General features: G+C 62.9%; 13 protein-coding genes. All 13 read left to right on the top strand.

Annotated features, from left to right (window positions below):
• Positions 1-177 precede the first annotated feature (177 nt).
• The 13 genes from tssE to tssA all read left to right on the top strand — a co-directional run bounded on the left by tssE (position 178) and on the right by tssA (position 18,922).
• Positions 178-591: a type VI secretion system baseplate subunit TssE gene (gene tssE, locus HY308_02980; protein MBI3897242.1), complete on the top strand. Its 414-nt coding sequence runs from the start codon at positions 178-180 to the stop codon at positions 589-591.
• Positions 588-2,417 (top strand): type VI secretion system baseplate subunit TssF, encoded by a 1,830-nt coding sequence (tssF, locus tag HY308_02975; protein MBI3897241.1) that lies wholly within the window; start codon positions 588-590, stop codon positions 2,415-2,417. Before tssE ends, tssF begins: the two co-directional genes overlap by 4 nt.
• The gene (gene tssG / locus HY308_02970) at positions 2,381-3,406 is read left to right on the top strand and encodes a type VI secretion system baseplate subunit TssG (GenBank protein ID MBI3897240.1); all 1,026 of its coding nucleotides are present in this window, start codon (positions 2,381-2,383) and stop codon (positions 3,404-3,406) included. The genes tssF and tssG overlap by 37 nt, the downstream gene beginning before the upstream one ends.
• Positions 3,396-6,101, top strand: coding sequence for a hypothetical protein (locus HY308_02965; protein MBI3897239.1), 2,706 nt, complete (start codon positions 3,396-3,398; stop codon positions 6,099-6,101). Before tssG ends, HY308_02965 begins: the two co-directional genes overlap by 11 nt.
• A gap of 190 nt (positions 6,102-6,291) precedes the next feature.
• Positions 6,292-9,045: a pentapeptide repeat-containing protein gene (locus tag HY308_02960; GenBank protein MBI3897238.1), complete on the top strand. Its 2,754-nt coding sequence runs from the start codon at positions 6,292-6,294 to the stop codon at positions 9,043-9,045.
• The gene (locus tag HY308_02955) at positions 9,042-10,121 is read left to right on the top strand and encodes a pentapeptide repeat-containing protein (GenBank protein MBI3897237.1); all 1,080 of its coding nucleotides are present in this window, start codon (positions 9,042-9,044) and stop codon (positions 10,119-10,121) included. The genes HY308_02960 and HY308_02955 overlap by 4 nt, the downstream gene beginning before the upstream one ends.
• The gene (locus tag HY308_02950) at positions 10,106-10,660 is read left to right on the top strand and encodes a DUF3540 domain-containing protein (GenBank protein MBI3897236.1); all 555 of its coding nucleotides are present in this window, start codon (positions 10,106-10,108) and stop codon (positions 10,658-10,660) included. The genes HY308_02955 and HY308_02950 overlap by 16 nt, the downstream gene beginning before the upstream one ends.
• Before the next feature lie 3 nt (positions 10,661-10,663).
• Positions 10,664-11,056: a DUF4150 domain-containing protein gene (locus HY308_02945; protein MBI3897235.1), complete on the top strand. Its 393-nt coding sequence runs from the start codon at positions 10,664-10,666 to the stop codon at positions 11,054-11,056.
• A gap of 167 nt (positions 11,057-11,223) precedes the next feature.
• Positions 11,224-11,688 (top strand): hypothetical protein, encoded by a 465-nt coding sequence (locus tag HY308_02940; protein ID MBI3897234.1) that lies wholly within the window; start codon positions 11,224-11,226, stop codon positions 11,686-11,688.
• Positions 11,689-11,715: 27 nt separating this feature from the next.
• Positions 11,716-13,122: a type VI secretion system baseplate subunit TssK gene (locus tag HY308_02935; protein ID MBI3897233.1), complete on the top strand. Its 1,407-nt coding sequence runs from the start codon at positions 11,716-11,718 to the stop codon at positions 13,120-13,122.
• Positions 13,122-13,871 carry a DotU family type IV/VI secretion system protein gene (locus HY308_02930; GenBank protein MBI3897232.1) on the top strand — a complete coding sequence of 250 codons (750 nt, stop codon included), beginning with the start codon at positions 13,122-13,124 and terminating at the stop codon, positions 13,869-13,871. The genes HY308_02935 and HY308_02930 overlap by 1 nt, the downstream gene beginning before the upstream one ends.
• Before the next feature lie 9 nt (positions 13,872-13,880).
• Positions 13,881-17,795, top strand: coding sequence for a hypothetical protein (locus HY308_02925; GenBank protein ID MBI3897231.1), 3,915 nt, complete (start codon positions 13,881-13,883; stop codon positions 17,793-17,795).
• 5 nt (positions 17,796-17,800) lie between these two features.
• Positions 17,801-18,922: a type VI secretion system protein TssA gene (tssA, locus tag HY308_02920; GenBank protein ID MBI3897230.1), complete on the top strand. Its 1,122-nt coding sequence runs from the start codon at positions 17,801-17,803 to the stop codon at positions 18,920-18,922.
• Positions 18,923-18,988: the final 66 nt, after the last annotated feature.

The raw sequence follows: 18,988 nt of genomic DNA, 5'->3' as shown, positions 1-18,988 counted from the left end.
GGGTTTTTCCTCCGCAACCGCCAAACCCACCCCCACCCCGGGTGTTCCCGCCCGGTGCGCAAGAAAACCACTTGCGCCCGTTCGGCGGCGCGAATGTCCACCGGACATTCGCGAAACCCTCGCCTCACCCCCCTGAGGGGGAGGGAGGTACGTCGTGGTACGCGTCACGGAGTGATCATGAAGTACTTGTTCGAGCGACTCGTGCAACCCGATTCCGGCCTCACCGGCAGCACCGCCTTCGACATCAAGCGTGCCGTGCGCGAAAACGTGCAGCGGCTGTTGGCGAACCGCGCGATCGGCGAGCTCGACGATGAGCCGAACGTGCTGAGCTGCGGTTTGCCGAGCGTCGCCGAGCTCGGTGGTGCTGATCAGCCGGCGCTGGAAAATTACGCCGCGCGCATCCGCCGCTTGATCGAGCACTACGAGCCGCGACTGCAGCAGCCAACGGTCGAGATCGTCGACGCTGGCAACTCCATGGCGCCGTTCCGCGTTGTCATCACCGCCAAGCTCGACACCGCCGACGGTCCGGAAGAAGTGCGCTTCCCGTTGATCGAAGACGATGACGCGCCGAAAACGCCGAGGGCAGCATGAGCAGCGCTGGCGCCGGTAAACCGGGCAGCCTCAAATATTATTTCGAGCAAGAGTTGCGGCACCTGCGCGACGAAGCAGCGACGTTCGCGCACGATTATCCCGCCATTGCCCAAGAGCTGGCATTGAGTCGCGGAAAATGCGCCGATCCGCATGTCGAGTTGCTGCTGCAATCGTTCGCGTTCCTTGTCGGCCGCTTGCAACATGAGCAAGATGCCGAGCAGGCGACCATTCCGAACGCGCTGCTGCAGCAACTCTATCCACATCTCACAGCGCCGCTGCCATCGATGGCGATTGCGCAAGTCGACGTCAAATCCGACGGCGCCAACTTTGCCAACGGCTGGACCTTGGCGCGCGAACGCACCGCCTTCGCCATGGCCAGCAACGACAGCGGCCGGCGCGTGTCGTGCCGCATGCGCAATTGTTACGACACGCCGTTGTGGCCGTTGACGGTGCGTGACGCCGGTTTGGTGCCGACTAATCAATACGATTTCCTCACCGGCGCGCGCGATGTTTTTTCGGTGTTACGCGTGCGCATCGGCGCCATGAGCACCGAGCCGATTCAAGATCTGCCGATCAAATCGCTGCGGTTCTATCTGCACGGCGACGATCACGAGGCTTACCGCTTGTACGATCTGCTGGCGGCGCACTTGGTCGGTATGGCAGTGCTGGTGCCGAACGATCCGACGCCGCGACGGCTGCCGGCCGAAGCGCTGCATTGGCTCGGCTTCGGCGATGACGAAGCGATGTTGCCGATCAAGACCGAGACGCCGCCGGCGTATCGGTTGTTGCAGGAATACTTCGCATTCCCGGAAAAGTTTTTGTTCTTCGAAGCGCAGGGGCTCGACTGCCGCGGCGCCACCACCGAGTTCGATCTATTGTTCCTGCTCGACGTCGCCGACAAATCGGTACGCGTGCCGGCCGGCGCGCTGCGTTTGAACTGCGTGCCGTTGGTCAATCTGTACGCGCAACCGCTAGAGCCGTTGCGGCTCGATCAGCGTCAGTATGAATACCGGCTGATCGCCGACCAGACGGCGCATTCGTACTGCGAGATCTATCAGCTCGACCAGGTGGTGGCACTGAAGCCCGACGCCAGTCCGCGGCCGGTAGCGCCGTATTTCGCGATGGAGAGCTACGCCAAGATCGATCGCCACGATTACTTCTACGCTACCCGTCGCGTCGAGAGCCAGATGAAATCTGTGCCCGGCACCGAGCTCTACATCGCGTTCCTCGATAGCAATCTCGATGTCGCCGTGCCGCCGCAGGAAACTATCGGCGGCCGCGCGCTCTGTACCAATCGCCGCTTGCCCGAGAAGCTGCGCGCCGGCGAGCGCCTGCATCTCGAAGGCCCGGGTCCGGTCAACGCCATTCGCTTGCTCAACAAACCGACGTCGCACCAGACGCCGAGCCTGCTCAACGCCCAACCGTGGGCGCTGGTGTCGCAGCTGAGCGTAAACCATCTGTCGCTGACCGGCCGTGCCGACAGCCTCGACGTACTGAAGAGCATGTTGCGGCTGCATACCGGCCGCAGCAACGGCAAGAGCGCCAAGCAGATCGACAGTCTGCTGGCCATACGCAGTCAGCCGGTGGTGCGTCACATCGGCGATCAACACTGGCGCGGCTTCTGCCGCGGTATCGGTATCCATCTTCTGTTCGACGAGGAGCGCTTCGCCGGCGGCAGCTTGCTGTTGTTCGGCGAAGTGCTGCGCCGCTTTTTCGCGCTGTACGCGAACCTGAACACATTCGCGCAACTCACGCTCGAGAGCCAACAACGTAAGGGAGAGATCAAGACATGGCCGCCATTAGCGGGCGATCAGATCGTCCTCTAAGCGCGCAGCTGCGTAGCGACTACGCGCGCTTCGATTTCTTTCAGCTCGTGCGGTTGTTGCAGCGCGAGCGCATTGCCGCCGATCCGGCGGTCGCGCTCGAGCGTTGCGTGCGGTTTCGTTCGGAGTTGTCGCTGGTGTTTCCGGCGAACGAAGTGACCGCGCTGCGCAGCACGACGGATACGGAAACGCCGGCAACCGTGACCACGCCGAACTACGGTGTCGCCGGTTATCTCGGTCCATTGCCGGAGGCGCTCACCGAGTGGATGCTCGAGCGCCGCGCCGCCGGCGACGCCGCGGTCGCCGACTTTCTCGATCTGTTCAATCACCGCGTCAATGTCCTGCGCTATCACTCGAAGGAGCGCGTGCATCCGGCGTTGAGCAATCGTCCGCCGGAGCAGACAGCGTTGGCCGATCGGCTGGCCGCGGTGATGGGATTTTTGGCACCGGGATTGGCCGCGCAATTACCATTGCCGCGGCGGTCGCTGCTCGGCGTCGCCGGTTTGCTCGCCAACCGGCGCAAGAGTGCGGCGGCACTGAAGCAGGTGCTTGCGCATTTTCTGGATTGCGCCATCGAGTTGACGCAATACAGCGGCGCCTGGCAGACGATTCCGGAGGACAACCGCCTGCATCTCGGCCGGCGCAACAGTCGACTCGCGCGCGATGCCGTCGTCGGTCAGCGTGCCTGGGATCAGGCGGCGCGCATCGATGTGCGTATCGGACCGTTGCCGTACGAGCGTTTCCTGGAATTATTGCCGAGCGGTGCGCTGCACGCATCGCTCGTATCGTTGCTACGGTTTTTGACCGATCGCCAAGTCGACTGCCGCGTGTTGTTACAAGTCGACGCGGCAACGTTGCCGCCGCCGACACTGCTCGGCGTGCGTCTGACACAAACCGCGTGGACCGCGCAACGCCGCACCGACGCGACCCGCACCGTGACCTTCATCGTACCGGCCTACGATCCGCCGGCGGAGACCGCCGATGCTGCTTGATGACGACATCGGCCACACCCGCATCCGTAAGTCGACGCAGCCGTCGGCCTACTTGCACTGCGCGATTTTTCTGGCGAGTGGCGACATCGTCGACGACGAGACGTTCCGGTTGGTGAGTCTGCAGGGTAAGGAATCGATCTCGACCACGTTCGAATTCAATTTAACGCTGCACGGCAACACCGCCGATCGCGAGCGCCGCCAGCCGCCGCTCAAATTCTCCGATCTGATCGGCCGGCGCATCACCGTCGGCATCCAGCGCCCGTTCAGCGACGTCGACGATCGCCCCGGCAGTTATCGCCGGTTCCGCGCCGCCATCGCCGGCGAGGCGGCGGTCGGGCTGTCGTTCTTCAACGGCATCGTTACCACCTTCGCCATGCAAGAGCCCGGCGTCTATCGACTGACGATGAAGCCGGCGCTGTGGAAGTTGACGCTCGCGAATCGCTACAGCGTCTACTCGCGCCAGAACATTCGCGACGTCATCGCCAGCGTCTGCGGTTTCCACGGCATCCAACCGGCGCTCAACAAGCTCGGCGGCATTGCCGAGACGCGCGTGCAGGATTGGTTACAGGCCGGCGAGCCCGACAACGAATTCGTCGAACGCCTTATGGGCAAGGCGCACATCTTTTATTACTTCACGCACAGCGCCACCGATCACACGCCGGTGTTCAGCAACCGCGCCGAATACCCCGAAGTCTTGTTCGGTGACCGCGCGCGGCCACTGCGTTACACGCAGGCGAGCGCCGACGAGCTTGGTGCCGAGGAAGACGACGTCATCACGCAGTACGAGTACGAGCAAACGCTGACGCATAGCGGTGTCGACGGCGCCTACACTCGCCAAGAAGAGGCGTGGGAGCAAGACACCGTCGCCGATTACCAAACGTTCTATGCCAGTGATGGCGAAGCCGGTTCGACGACGTTTCGGTTGTACAAGATTTATCAGTACGGCGGCAGTGATTGGCTGGCTAAGGACTACACCAAGGCGACCGCCGATGCGCTGATCCACGGCGCCAGCCAGTTCACCGGCAGCAGCCGCTGCGCCCAGTTCCGCGTCGGTCACAAGTTTCGGGCGATCGAGAAATTCGCCGGCTCAGCGCCAGCGTTTCCGGTGCGGCCGAGCCTGAACGATCAGTGGTTCGTGCTGACTGAGGTCGAGCACGAGGTCGCGCTCGACGGCACTTATCAGAATCGCTTCGTCGCCACCGAGGCCAATGGTTTGATCACGCCTACGTCGATACACGACACCCATCAGGGCTCGATTCTGGCCAAAGTCGTCAGCACCGGCTCCGGCGTTGCGCCGAGTGACTGGCGCTACTACACCAAAAATAATTTCGATCCGGAGCCCGACACCGCCAGCGACGCCGACGCCGATCCGGCGGTAACGAGCTTGACCGGCATCTACGTGCATTTCTCCAACGACAGCGATCCGGATTCGAAGGTGTGGGTCAAGCTCGCGCCGCACATGCAATCGGCGCCGGAGATCGGTGCGTTGGTAGTGGTGACGCGCTCGGGCGACGAATCGGAATTGCCGGAGATCCAAAACATTGTCGAGGCCGCCGGCCAAATCGTCGTGACGCCGTCACGCTGGACCGCCGACACCCACGTCGGCAGCAATTATTCGACGAGCTACGGCGACGGCAAGAGCGTGCGCTTTGGTATGAATTCGGCGGCGAATCTCGACAGCGCCGTCAGCATCATCAATAGCGCCTACGACACGGGTCAGTACCGCGACGCCAGCTACTCGCAAGGCGCGCACTATAGCTACGACACTGCCGAGCAAGGAAAGAGCGGCATTTTGAGCACGAGCGAATCGTACGGCTCGACCTATAGCAAATCGTACGCTGCCGAGCGCAAGAGCTACGACGAGGTCGATAACAGCTACAGCGAACAGAAGATCGGCAACAGCACCAGCATCCAGCATACCGACTACAGCCTCAACCGCTCGACCGTCGGCAACAGCGACAACTATTCCACCGTCAGCGGCCGCAGCTACAACGAATCCACCATCGGCCAATCGGAAAATCACAACACCATCACCGGCGACAGCAAGAACTACGACACCGTCAACGGCAAGACCTACAGCGAATCGGTACACGCCGACAGCGAGAATCACAGCACGGTTCTTGGGCCCAGTAAGAGTTACGAGACCTTCGGCGGCGATCGCTACAGCGAATCGGTGTCGCAAGGGGCGATCGAGAACCACAACACCGTCAACGGTACCAACAGCAGTTACGAAACTTATAACGCCAAGCGCTATTCGAGCTCGGTGACCAACGCCGATTCGGAAAGCTATAGCCAAGTTACCGGCGAGGAAAAGAGCACCAGCGACATCGCCGTCGCCACGCGCAGCAACACCTGCGGCGTCAGCAGCGACGAGACCAACACCGGCGTTAGCAACAGCAAGTCGGTGATCGGCGTGCAGAACGGCGACAGCTTGACCGGCGCATCGCTCGAAAGCCGTATCGTCGGTGCGTCGCTGGCACTGAACGTCACTGGCGTCAGCGCCAACACGTCGGTGCTGGGATCGAGCACCGATCTTACCGTTGCCGGCGTCACCTCCAATATCTCGGTCAAGGGTATGGCGAACAACGTCGACATCGTCGGTGTTAGCACTGAGTTGTCGGTGAAGCCGCTGACACTGAAGCTCAACATCTCCGGGCCAGAGATTACGTTGCCGGAGATCAAATTGATTTTATGAAGCGTGACGCAATGAACAGACATCCGTTGGCGTTCCCCTCACCCCTTGCGGGGGAGGGGGCCGGGGAGAGGGGGAAGATTATGCGAATAAATATTAAGACTACCCCTCTCCCCCTTCCCCTCCCCCGCAAGGGGGGAGGGGGGCGTAGCCTGACGCCGCACAGCATGGCGGTTGGCATGAGGCTCACCGCATGAAAGTCGTCAAACCCCTCAGCCTCGGCCTGTTGCACAAGCCGTACCGCTACCAACAGCGGCATCACTTCGTCGTCACTGCGCTCGGATTCTTCCGGCTTGGCCAACCGGTCACGTCGTTCTTGCGCGAGCAAGATCACTGGCCGGCGGTGATAAAGGCGTTGCCGGCGGATCAACCGCTCGACTTCGCTATGCCGAAGGGTCGCGGCGAGGTGCTGTTGGCGGCGAAGGCGTATGCGCCGAATGCGCAGCCGGTGCCGGAGATGATGGTGCGCGCGACGGTGGCGACGATCGATAAAGGATTGCGCGTCTTCGGCGACCGCGAATGGTTGTACGGACTCATGCCGCTGCATCGCATCACGCCGCCGCAACCGTTCACTGTCATGCCGATCGGTTACGACCGCGCCTACGGCGGACCGGCCTACGCCGAGAACACCCTCGGCCAAGGCCACGCCGCGAGACCGTTGCCGGCGTTGGTCGGTAACAACCGCGGCCGCATGCCGAATGTCGAATATCCCGGTGTGCCGGTGCGCTCGCATCGCGCGTCGTACCTGCCCGCCGGCTTCGGCCCGACCGACATCCGCGCGCCGTCGCGCCGGGCGCAGGCGGGGACCTACGACAAGAAGTGGTTGCAGAACGATGCGCCGGGGTTACCGGAAGACGTGCAATGGACGTTGTTCAACGCCGCGCCGCCGGATCAGCGGATCGACGGCTACTTCGCCGGCGGCGAGCCGTATCGCCTCGAAGGGATGCATCCGCAACAGTCGGTGATTGAAGGCAAGCTGCCGGCGATGCGCGTGCGCGCGTTCGTGCAGCGCAAGGGCACGCCGGTCTCGGCCGCGGAAGAAATCGCATTGGTCATGGAGACGGTCTGGTTCTTTCCCGACGCCGAGCTCGGCGTCGCTATGTACCGCGGCCAGACCGGCATCGACGACAGCGACGCACTCGACGTCGAGAGCGTGATGATCGCCTATGAGCACGCGCACGATCCGGCGCGACCACTCGCGCATTACCGCGAGGTGCTGCAGTTGCGCACCGATCGCGCGGTCGCGGCGTTGCACGCGTTGAACGACGCGCCGTTGACGCCGATGGTCAGCGCCGAGGAGCGTGCCGCGATCGACGCGCAACAACGGCAAGCGGAGGCCGACGAGTTGGCACGGCGTCAGGCGGTGCTCGACGAGTCGACCGCCGAATTTTGGGCGCAGAGCAACGTCGCACCGCCGAAAGATTACCAGCCACCGAAGGTCGTGCCGCCGCCGTTGCCGATGCTGACGCCGGCCCGCATTCAGCGCGGCGACGTTGACTTGAGCATGGTTTGTGCCAAGGCCAAGGAGCTGGCCGATCACGCGCGTCAGCAGGGCGAGGCCAAGCTGAAGGCGTTGGCGCAACCGCCGGCGACACCGACGAAGACCTTGTCCGTCGATGCGCAACGCCACGCTGTTGAAGCGCGCGCGTCGGCGGTGGCGCACGATCTTGTCGGTGATACCAAGACCTCTGCTTCTATCTCCCTCCCCCTCAGGGGGAGGGTGGGGGTGGGTTTTGACGCGACACCACAAACCCACCCCCACCCTATCCCTCCCCCTGAGGGGGAGGGAACCCTTCGGTTGGCGAGCGAGGGAACTACTGCGATCGAGCGCGTGCGGCACAGTCTAGACAAGGCGATCGCCGCCGGCGCCAAGGTCAGCGCTGCCGATCAAGCGCGCGCGCTCGATGGCTTGGCGCAACTACCCGCGCTGCAACGCCAGGGCCGGCGATCATCGCCGACGCCGCTGGCGCCGAAGCAACCGCTGTCGTTGGAAGCGGCGGCGCATCTCGGGCGATTGGTCCGCGAGTGGCAACGCACCGGCGTGTGCCTAGCGGGCCGCGACCTGGCCGGCGCGTCGTTGGCCGGGATCGATTTCGCCGGCGCCGATCTGCGCGAAGTCATGTTCGAATGCGCCGATCTCACCGGCGCCAATTTCCGCGGCGCCAACCTGAGGGGCGCAGTGTTCACCGGCGCCAAGGTGGAGCGTGCCGATTTCACCGGTGCCGATCTCACGGACGCCAATTTCTGTACCGCCGACGCCACGGCGGCGGTGTTTCGCGAGGCGTGCTTGCAAGGCGCGTTGGCGATGGAGGCGCAATGGCGCGGTGCCGATTTCACCAAGGCCAACCTACGATCGATCGTGGCGACCAAGGCGTCGCTGACGGCGGCGGTGTTCGACGACGCCGATCTGACGTTGGCGCTGTTGGTCGAGGCGGTCGCCGATGGTGCGCGCTTCGTGCGTGCGCGCTTCGAACGAACGATATTGCTCGGGGCGCATTTGCGCGCCGCCGATTTCAGCGACGCGCAGTTGAATCGTACGGTGTTGTTGAAGGCCCACGCCGACGGCAGCCGCTGGTGTCGCGCGCGGTTGACGGCGGTTCAGACCGGCAGCGGTGCTTCGTTCGTCGGTGCCGATTTGCGCGAGATGCGCGCCGAGAAGTGCGGCTGGCGTGGCGCCGATCTGAGCGGCGCCGATTTCTCCGGCGGGCGTTTCATGATGTGTGATTTCGGGTTGTGCCGGCTCGATGGCGCCAAGCTGCAGAACGCGACCTGGTGGCGCTCGATTTTCATGCAGGCGGTGCTGACGAATTGCGACGCGCAGTCGGCCGACTTTTTCCACGCGATCTGTCGCAAGGCCGACTTCCGCGGCACCGAGTTGCGCCAGGCGAAGCTGACGCGCGCCGATTTCTCCGAGGCCGTGCTCGGCGAAGCGCAGGCACCGGCATGATGGCGCGCGACGAATTACAACGACGCCTGCGCCGCGGTCAGCCGATCGTCGATGCCGATCTCGGCGGTGTCGATTTCACCGGCGTCGCCTTGACCGGTGCCACGTTTCAGCGCGGCCGCTTCGTCGGCGCGCGGCTCGCCGGTTGTGATCTGACGCAGGTCAGTTTCATCGGCTGCGATTTCACGCAAATGGATTTTACCGATTGCACGCTGCAAGCGACCACCTTCGTCGATTGCCAACTGGCCGGCGCCAACATTGCCGCCAAAACCATCGGCCACCTGAGCTTCGTGCGCTGTGAGTTAGCCGATAGCGTTTGGTGCAACCAAAAAGTCGCACTCACGACTTGGACCGACTGCAACCTGAGCGGCGCACAGATGCGCGGCGCCTCGTTCACGCGCACGGCGGCGACCGGTTGCGTCTGGGACAAAGTCGATTTGCGGCAGGCGACGTTGTTACAGGTTGCGTTCAACGACGTCGATTTTCGCCAGGTACAGATCGACGGCTTGCAAGCCGACACCGCGGTGCTGCTCAACGCCAACCTTAGCGGCAAGAACCTCGCCGGCATGGCGTTGCGGCGCTGCACGCTGCGCAACGCCGATCTATCCGGCGCCGATCTCAGCGGTGCCGATCTGACGAATGCCATTTGCCTGGGCGCAAAATTTCACGGCACCCGCCTGCCGCGAATACTGGCGCCGCGCGCCATGTTCCTGCAGGCCGATATCGTCGACGCCGATTTCACCGGCGCGCAGTTGGAGAACGCGGTGTTCCAGCAAGCGACGCTGCGCGGCAGCCGCTTTGACGGCGCCGAGCTCAGCAAGACCGCTTGGGCCCACAGTCGTCACCTCGATATGTCGTTCCGTGACGCCGATCTGCGCTTCGCCGATTTCTCGCACGCCGTCGTCGAACGCGCCGACTTGGACGGTGCCCAGCTATTGCGCTGCAACTTTCACAATACCGATTTGCGCGAGGTGTCGTTCGTTGGTGCGAACCGACACCAGGCGCTGGCCACGGACGTCGCGCTGTTGGCGGCGGAACAAAACTTCTTATCGGAGATACCTGCATGCGTGCGGCAATAAAAGCCCAAACGGATGTTTACTCGTCAACGCCGAGGTTGGACGAGGGCCATGTCGTCGACGAATCCGCGGACGGCGTGCTGCGCCTCGCCGACGGTCGCCGCGCGCTGCCGGCGGTGTCGTGCCTGGTGCGGCCACAGCCCGGTGATCGAGTGTTGTTGGTGAGCGGTGTCACCGGCGAGGTGTTCGTGCTCTCGGTGCTGACGCGTGCGAGTGGTCAGGTGGCGCAGCTGCAAGTGCCTGGCGCCGATGCGATCCACGTGGTGGCGCCGAGCGTCACGCTACAGGCGGTCGACGCGATTCGTCTGCAATCGCTACGCGACGTCGAGCTGACCGCGGTGACCGGCGACGTCAGCGTCAACGCGCGCAACCTGCTGACGACCGTGACCGAGTCGTTGATCGAGAACATCAAGCAACACATCGCCCACGTCGGCACCTACGCGCTGCAGGTGAAGACGCTGCTGCGGATGCATAGTCAACAGGCGATCGTCACCGCCGAGCAGGACATCAAGGTTGACGCCGAACGGATCAGCATGGGGTGAATCATGTTTCTCAACATCAATCTCGGTGTGTTGAATCTTTGCTTTCCCGACGTGTGCTACCTCATCACGCCGGTCGGGCCGATTCCGTTGCCGTTAGTGAACCTGACGTTTTCGTGCACCAAGTTTCCGCCGGTATTCCGCGTGATCATCGGCGGCGGTATGTCGGAGAACTTGTTCAGCTTCAGCCCGATATCGATCGGCGATGAGGCCGGGACCGGTATGGGAATGATCTCAGGAATGATCATCGGTCCGGATCACACCATCATCGGCAGTTTCACGGTGTTCCTCGAATGCGCGCCGGCGACGCACATGTTGTCGCTGACGATTCAGAACATGATCAACGGCATCGGCCTGTCGCTGACGTTGATGCAGCCGAGGGTGTTGGTGTGTTCGTGAGGGTCGTAACTGTGCTCCTAAGGATTGTGACGAAACAGTCGTCGAAGAACAGCGAGCCCCTCTCCCCCGAAAGGGGGAGAGGGGTTGGGGAGAGGGGCGGACTATTTCCCCTCTCCCTAGCCCTCTCCCCCTTTCGGGGGAGAGGGGACGAGAGCGGTGGGGCGGGAATGAGGGGACGTTGGATTCGACCGTGGATTTTGCTGATGGCTGCACTCGCGCTTGACGCCTGCAGCGTCTTTTCGAAAGCACCACCGAAGACCGCACTACGCGAGATTCAAGTGATCGCCGAAGTCGAAGCCAATCAAAACAGCGCCACCGCGCTCGATCTGGTGTTCGTCTACGACAACAGCGTCGTCGCGCTATTACCGAAGACCGGACCGGCGTGGTTCGAGACCAAAGCAGCATTGCTGAGCGGCAACCCGCAGGCACTGGAGACGATGTCGTTGCAAGTGCCGCCGTCGATCACGGTGGCGCCGATGAAAGTCAGCGGCCGGCGGCGCGACGCGATTCGAGTGCTGGCGTACGCGAATTATTTAGCGGAAGCGGGGCAGTCGCCGCTGGACCTGACGGCGTTCAAGCGAGCGGCGATTCGGTTGCAGGCGAAGGGTGTGAAGGTTAGCGAGAGCAATTGAACAGTGCCGGCGAAGAGGTCATGACACATGGATAAGGACACACGGGTTCCGGATCTTCTGCAGTGGTTCGACGGGATGCTGCTGACACCGCAGCACTTTCAGCAGAACGATATTTATTGGCATGTGTTGCTGCGGCATCAGATGGCGCAACTGCAGCCGCACTACTGGGGGCTGCTCGATTTCAAGATCGACGAAACGGCGGTACGTGGCGGCAAGGTGCAGATCACGGCGTTGCACGCGGTCATGCCGGATGGATTGGTCGTGCAGTATCCGGCGTCGGATCAAGCCGACAACTTGAGCCTCGACGTGTCCGCCGAGCCGGCGTTGCGCGCCGATAAGCCGCTCAAGGTGCACTTGGTGGTGCCGGTGCGCGCCGACGGCGCCGCCAGCAGTGCCAGCTCAATTCAGCGTTACGACTCGGTCAAGGGCGAGATCGAACAGGATGAAAACACCGGCGACGGTAACGTCGAGGTGTGCCGGCTGCGGCCGCGGCTGAGTTTGTTGTGCGGTGACAAGGTACCGGCGAAGTACGTCTCGCTGACGTTGCTCGAAGTGCGGCGCAATCTCGGCGGCCACTTCGATCTGACCGAGTATCACCCACCGCTGCTGCGGCTGAGCGCGTCGCGCTTCGTCGGCGACAACGCTTTGCAAACGCGGCTGGAAGCGCTCGGCGCGCAAATACGGGCGAAGGCGCGCGAGTTGATCGGCGTTACCGACAACGCGCCGGCGCGGCCGATCGCCAATGCGTATCACCAGCAAGTGGTGAGCAAATTGGTAACGGCGTTGCCGGCGTTCGAAGTGTTGGTGCGCTCGGGTGTGGCGCATCCGTTCGAGGTGTACGTGGCGCTCGGCCACATCGTCGGTCACATGGCCGGTGTCGGCGCCGATCCGATGCCATTGTTACTCGATGCGTATCGTCACGACGACGCGGCGCCGGCGTTCTTCAAAGCGCTGCGTTATCTGACGTCGCTGTTGGCGAAGCTGAACGCCGCGTATGAAGTCGCGGCGTTCGAGCATGTGCGCGAGGACCTCTTTAGTTTGATGCTGGCGGCGAACGCCGGCGTCGATCGCATCGTCATCGAGCTCAAACCGCAACCGGGGCAAACGCCGCAGGCGTTGGCGCAGTGGTTGAGTCAGGCGTGCATCGGCACCGCCGCGGCGATTCCGTTGTTGCGCCAGCGGCGCTTGCCCGGCGCGCGCGTGCGGCCGTTGCCGCCGGAGCAAGTAACGGCGATGGGTTTGCCGGGCGGCGTGTTGTTCGAGGTCGTCAACCAGACGATCGAGCACGACAACAAATCGGTGGCGGTGATGCAGCCGGGCAGCGCGCTGCACATTCAAGGCGCTAGTAGCTTAACGGTGCCGGCGATGATCGTGCTGTACACGCCGAATCGAATCAACAAAAGGCCGGCGGCGCCGGCGCGGGCGGTAGCGTGATGAAAGTCGCGACCTCGTTGCTCGTCTGCTTCGCCGAAGTCTACGAAGAGATTGCGCGCATCAAGCTCGCGATTCGCGACGGTCGGTTGCCGTTATATCTCGGCGACGGCAAGGAACCGGTGGCGGCGAACGGTAACGATCTGGCGGCGGCGGTGAGTCAACGATTGAAAAGCCGATTGCAGCAGCAAGCGCGGATGCTGAAGACCTGCGGCACCGAGGCCGAGATCGAAGTCTATGGCGGCGCCCAGTACGCGATGGTGGCGCTGGCCGATGAGCTGTTCATCCTCGAAGTCGACTGGCCCGGCCGCGATGCCTGGCAACAGGTGTTGCTGGAGCAGGGTTTGTTCGGCAGCAGCAACGCCGGCCGCCGTTTTTTCGCACAACTCGACGAGCTATTGAAGTCGCGTGTGCAAAATCCGCTGAACGACGATCTGGCGGCGGTATTTTTAATCGCGCTGCAACTTGGCTTCAAAGGCGAGTATCGCGGTCAGCGCAACGCGCCGGTGTTGAAGAGTTACCGCGAGAAGCTCATCCAATTTCTCGGCGCCGGCCACGCGACGCTGATGGAGCGGCCGGCGTTTTTGCAGGCCTATCAATATCGCATCAGCGAGCCGCGTGGCGAGCGCTTGGCGCCGGTGTCGCGGTGGTATCGGTTGGCGGCGTTGGGCTTGTTGATTTACCTGATGGTGTCGAGCGTCGTGTGGATGGCGCTGATCCAGCATTTCAACGACGTGTTGAACGGCGGATAGGAGACGTCGGTGATAAACGAGTTGCGCGCGAATGGGTTGTTGCCGCTGGCGATCGTGCTGCTGCTGGCGTTGCTGGCCGGCGTCGTCGCCGGCTGGCTGATCATGCGTGCGCGCAAACCGCTGCGGCTGCCGGCGTTCGACGGCGCCGCGGCTACGCACAGTGCCTGGCATCCGGCGAACTGGTGGCGCGCGCTGCGTGATGCGTTCGACGAGCTGATGGTTACGTTGCGCTATCTGCGGACGCGGCGCGAGTGGCGTTATCGCGCACCGTGGGTATTGTTGATCGGCGAAACCGGTAGCGGTCGCAGCAGCCTGGCAATTTCTATCGGCGGCCGCCGGCAACAGATGACGGCGCAGGAGCAGGCGCTTACCGTCAGCGGCGGCGTCTGGCATTTCTTCGATCGCGGATCGCTGATCGACGTCGACGGTGCCACCATGCCGGCGGTGAAGCAAGACGCGGATAATCATCAGTGGCACGACGTGCTGCGGCAATTGAACGACTACCGACCGGAGCGCGCGATCGACGGCGTGGTGTTGGCGTTGTCGGCGCACACGTTGTTGCGCGGCAGCGGCGCCGATTTACAGCAACTGGCCGAGCGTTGTCGTTCGCAGCTGTGGGAACTGCAGCAGCGCTTCGAATTCGCGCTGCCGGTGTATGTGATCGTCACCCAGTGCGACACGATCGATGGCTTCAGCGTCTTCTGGCAGGCGCAGCCGGAGAAACGCCGCGCGGAGATGGTCGGTTGGTCGAATCCGTATGGGCTCGACAACACCTTCGTCGTCGATTGGACCGACGAGGCGCTCGACCGCGTTACCGACACGCTCAAGCTGTTGCAATTGCAAGCGGCCGCCGGCGATCGCGTGATCGACCAGGTCGACGAGTTCTTTTTGTTTCCGCAACGCTTCAACGAATTACGTACGTCGTTGCGCGCGGTGTTGGCGCCGATGTTTCGCGCCAGCGCGTATCAGGCGGACACCGTGTTCCGCGGTCTCTATTTTGTCGGCAGTATCGACGCCGCCGGCGTCGTCGTACCGTCGCCGCGCGAGGACATCGGCTTCGTCGATCACCTGTTCGAGGAGAAAGTGTTCGCCGAATTGAATTTGGCGCAGCCGACGCGCCACGGTTTGTGGTCGCGGCATCAGCTGATTCGGCGGGTGCAGGTCGCGACCGTCAGCGTGCTGGCGTTTCTGTTTCTGACGTTGCTCGGCACCGCGATCGGTTTGCATCGGCAAGTCGGCGCCACCGTCGACTCGTTATCCTTAATAAGGAATCCGCCGCGGTTGACGCCGGACGAGGGCGCTTGCATCGGTAAGGACGTCGTTTACGAGCTGCTGACCAACGTCGCCAAGCTCGATGTCAGTTTTATCTACGTCAACATTCCCGCGTCGTGGGTCGACCGGCGGACGACCTACCGTGGCAGCGCGTTCGTGTCGCAGCAGGCGATCGAAAAGGTGGTGTTCCCCAGCCTCGCCTGCCACCTCGAGCAACGGGCGCAGGCATTGCTCGATGACGAGGATGGCGCCGCCGACAAGACGCTGGCGGCCGATCGCTTGCAGCGCTACGTCGATCGGGTGGTGGCGTTCGAACGTAATCTCGCGCGGTTTCACCAAATCGTTGTCTACAACGAAGACGATCCCGCCGACCAAATGATGCAAGCGTTCGACGATTTGGTGCTGTATCTATACGGCGAATCGTTACCGCCGATCTCACGTCGCACCGACGATCAGCACCGGCGTTCGCTGGCGAACGCCGAGTACACGCGCGAGCTGGCGCTTCCTGTCAATATGCGCGGACAAATCGCCAAACGTATCGTCGGCATGGCCGACGATACGCGTCAGCAGTTGGTCGCCGAAGTTCAGTCGGGTGGCGCGTTGCTGGACGCGCTGAAGCGCGAGCAAACGCCGATGTTGGGCAACTTGCGGCGCTTCGATCAATGGCTCGACCGCGTGCGCAGCGTTTGGCTGGCATCGAACGAGCACGTTAATCCGTGCCACAAGATCGCCGACACGCTGACGCCGGCGGTTGCCGAGTTGCAACGCATGGGCTACCCAGCTGGCTTAGCCGAGTTGCCGCCGTCGTTCGGTTTGGAAACGTGCTACGAGCCGTCGATGCGCCAGTTAGCGCAGCTGCAGGTGGCGCCGCACGGCGTGTTGTTCCGCCACGGCAAAGACCGCTGGGAATTGACGCCGGCGATCGTCGTCGAGGCCGAGGGATTGCGCGCCGCCGCCGGCGCCAGTTTCATGCAGCTCGATCCGGCGTCGCCGTTTACCTGCCAATTGCCGCTGCGCGGCTGGCGCACCGCCGATCTGGCCGAGGCGGCGACCCATATCCGTGAGTATCAGCAGCTGGTGCGCGGCGACGACGCGACCAATGCCGCCCGACCGCTGTACGTGCGCGTGCTCGCGCGGCAATTGCAGGCGGTGCTGGACGACACATTGAATCGGGCGCAGCTGCGCGCCGGCTACGCCGACGGCCGCGGCACGCCGACGGTCGACGCGTTGTCGCAAGCCGATCAAGCGATGGCGCAGCAGTCGAACGACTTCACGCGCTCGATCGACTCGTTGTTGTGGGTGTTGCGCATGTATCAACAGCTCGGTTTCGATGCCAGCCAAGCGCGCATCAACCAATGCGCGCGTAACTACACCACGCAATCGTTGCAGACGATTTACGGTTTGGCCGAAAGCAGCCGCTTGTACGATCCGGGCTTCGGCGTCGCCAGCGGTGGCGACGATACGGTCGAGCCGTTCGTGGCATTGACCGGCACCGCGCAAATCAAGGACTACCTCGATCGACAATTGCAGCGCGGCCAGGTGTTGGGGTCGTACGCCAGCCCGTTCGTTACGTTCTTGAAGAATACCGATGCCGTCGGCGACGCCGAACTCGGCGCCAACAACGGTCGCGTTTACTGGGAGAACACGATCCAAGAATTGAATCGGTTCATTCAATTCAAAGAGCCGAACGCGCAAATCGCCAAGCTGAACGATTTCTTCCTGAAGCAACTCGACGGCATCGACACCGCCAATTGCGAGCAGGTATTGAACGCGTACCGGCCCGAGGTCTACGGCGACGATTTGTTTTCGCGGCGGCGTCGGCAAATCGAGCAGCAGGCGCAGTGGAATTGCTTCGACCGCAGCCGCGCCGTCGCCTATGCGCAGTATCAGAATTTGGTGCGGCGTTTTTCCAGCGAGCTTTCCGGGCGCTTTCCATTCGGTTCGTTACAGGATAATGAAGCATCGGTAACCGCGGTGCGTAGTTTCTTTCTCGACTACGCCAAGCAGCGCGACACGCTGCGCGCCAAGCTCGGCGGTTTGAAGGGCGACGGCTGGCGTGAGATCGGTTTGTTTCTCGATCAGCTCGACGAGGCGGCGGCGTTCTTCGCCGGTAACGTCGCTGCTGCCGACGCGGTGCAGCCGCTGCGCGTGCAAGTGGCGTTTCGCGCGTTGCCGAAGCAATCGGTCGGCGCCGAGAACATCGTCAACTGGCGGTTGAACGCCGGTGGTCCGACGGCGACGTATCCAAACGGCAAGACCGAACTCGATTGGCGTTACGGCCAACCGGTATCGGTCGATTTGACCTGGGCCGATCTCGCACACGTCGAGCCGTTACCGGATCCGCAGCAGCAAAACTTGCACGTCAACAACAACGCCGCAACGTTCGACGCCGACGGCCCGTGGGCGTTGCTCAAACTGTTGCGTCGGCACGCGCCGTCGCAGGGGCCGCGGCTCGATCCGAACGATCCGAGCGTGGCGTTGCTCGAATTCCGCGTGCCGACGCAAGACAAGGCGCACACCGACGCTGCGGCGCCGGTCGATAGCCGGATTTATCTCGGCCTGCGCTTGCAAGGCGTCGATCCGAAGACGCAAACGGCGGTGGCGCTGAAGCTGCCGAAAGTTTTCCCCGCTTACGCGCCGATGGTTTGGTGAAGCCGATGAATGCCGACCTCCAAGCCAAAACCGAACGCTACTTCACCGAGCACTTCGGCATCGATGTCGACGCGCTGCTGGCGCCGATCGCTGCGGCGCAGCCGGGCGGCGACAGCTTGCGCGGCAACAGTGTGTATCGCGGCATTCAAGAGGCGCGTCGGCAAGACGATCCGACGTTGCCGCTCGGGCCGTGGGCGCACGAGCTGAAGCGCGCCGATTGGCAAAAGGTCGGCGACGTCGCTGTCGACGCGCTGGCGAAGCAGAGCAAAGACTTGCAGTTGGCGGTGTGGTTGCTCGAAGCCGAGATCAACAAGCACGGTTTCGAAGGTGTGGCACCGTGTTTGGCGCTGATCGACGCCATGTGCCAAAAGTTTTGGCCGCACTTGTATCCGGCAATCGACGGTACCGACATCGAGCACCGCGCCAACGTCATTCATTGGGCCAACGAAAAGTTGTTGCCGATCGTGCGGCAAGTGCCGATCACACACGCCGGCCGCCAAGACCGCGAGCTGCATTGGGCCGATTGGGAGCAGGCCAAACGCAACGAGCAACTGCGCGGCGCCCACGGCGGTAAGGCGCTCGAGCATGTCGAAGGCGTCAATCCGCTCGAGTTCTCGGCGGCGATGGCCGGCACCGCCAGCGACTGGCACATCGCCTCGTACGAGCATCTCGACGATGCGCTCGCCAGCATCGACGCGTTGACGCAAACGTTGAACACGCTGTGCGGCGAAGCGGCGCCGGGATTAAGCAGTCTGGCTAACCTATTGGAACAAATTCAAACGCTGATCGGCTCGGAGTTACACAAGCGCGGTCTGCAACTGGTCGATGAGGCGGAGGAGGCGGCGATGGCGCCGGACGATGAACAGCTGAGTGACGCGGCGCCATCGGCGCCGGCCGGCGGACCGATCCGCGATCGCGCGACCGCGTATGCGCGGCTCGCCGAAATCGCCGATTACCTGATGCACATCGAGCCGCACAGCCCGACGCCGTACTTGATCAAGCGCGCGATCGTTTGGGGCAACCTCAATACCGCCGAGCTGTATAGCGAGTTGTTCGTCAAAGCCGGCGGTCAACTGAACATTTTCGAAGTGCTCGGCATCGCCGGGCAGAAGTCGAAGGGTGAGTGACGGATGCGCGGCGTACATAAAACCTTCGACTCGTTAGGGATCGCCCGGCAGCAAGCCGGCGGTAAT

It is taken from the genome of Gammaproteobacteria bacterium, assembly GCA_016199745.1.
Lineage (GTDB): Bacteria > Pseudomonadota > Gammaproteobacteria > Acidiferrobacterales > Sulfurifustaceae > JACQFZ01.
Note: the sequence above shows the minus strand (reverse complement) of the source record. Positions and strands in the feature narration are given on the sequence as shown.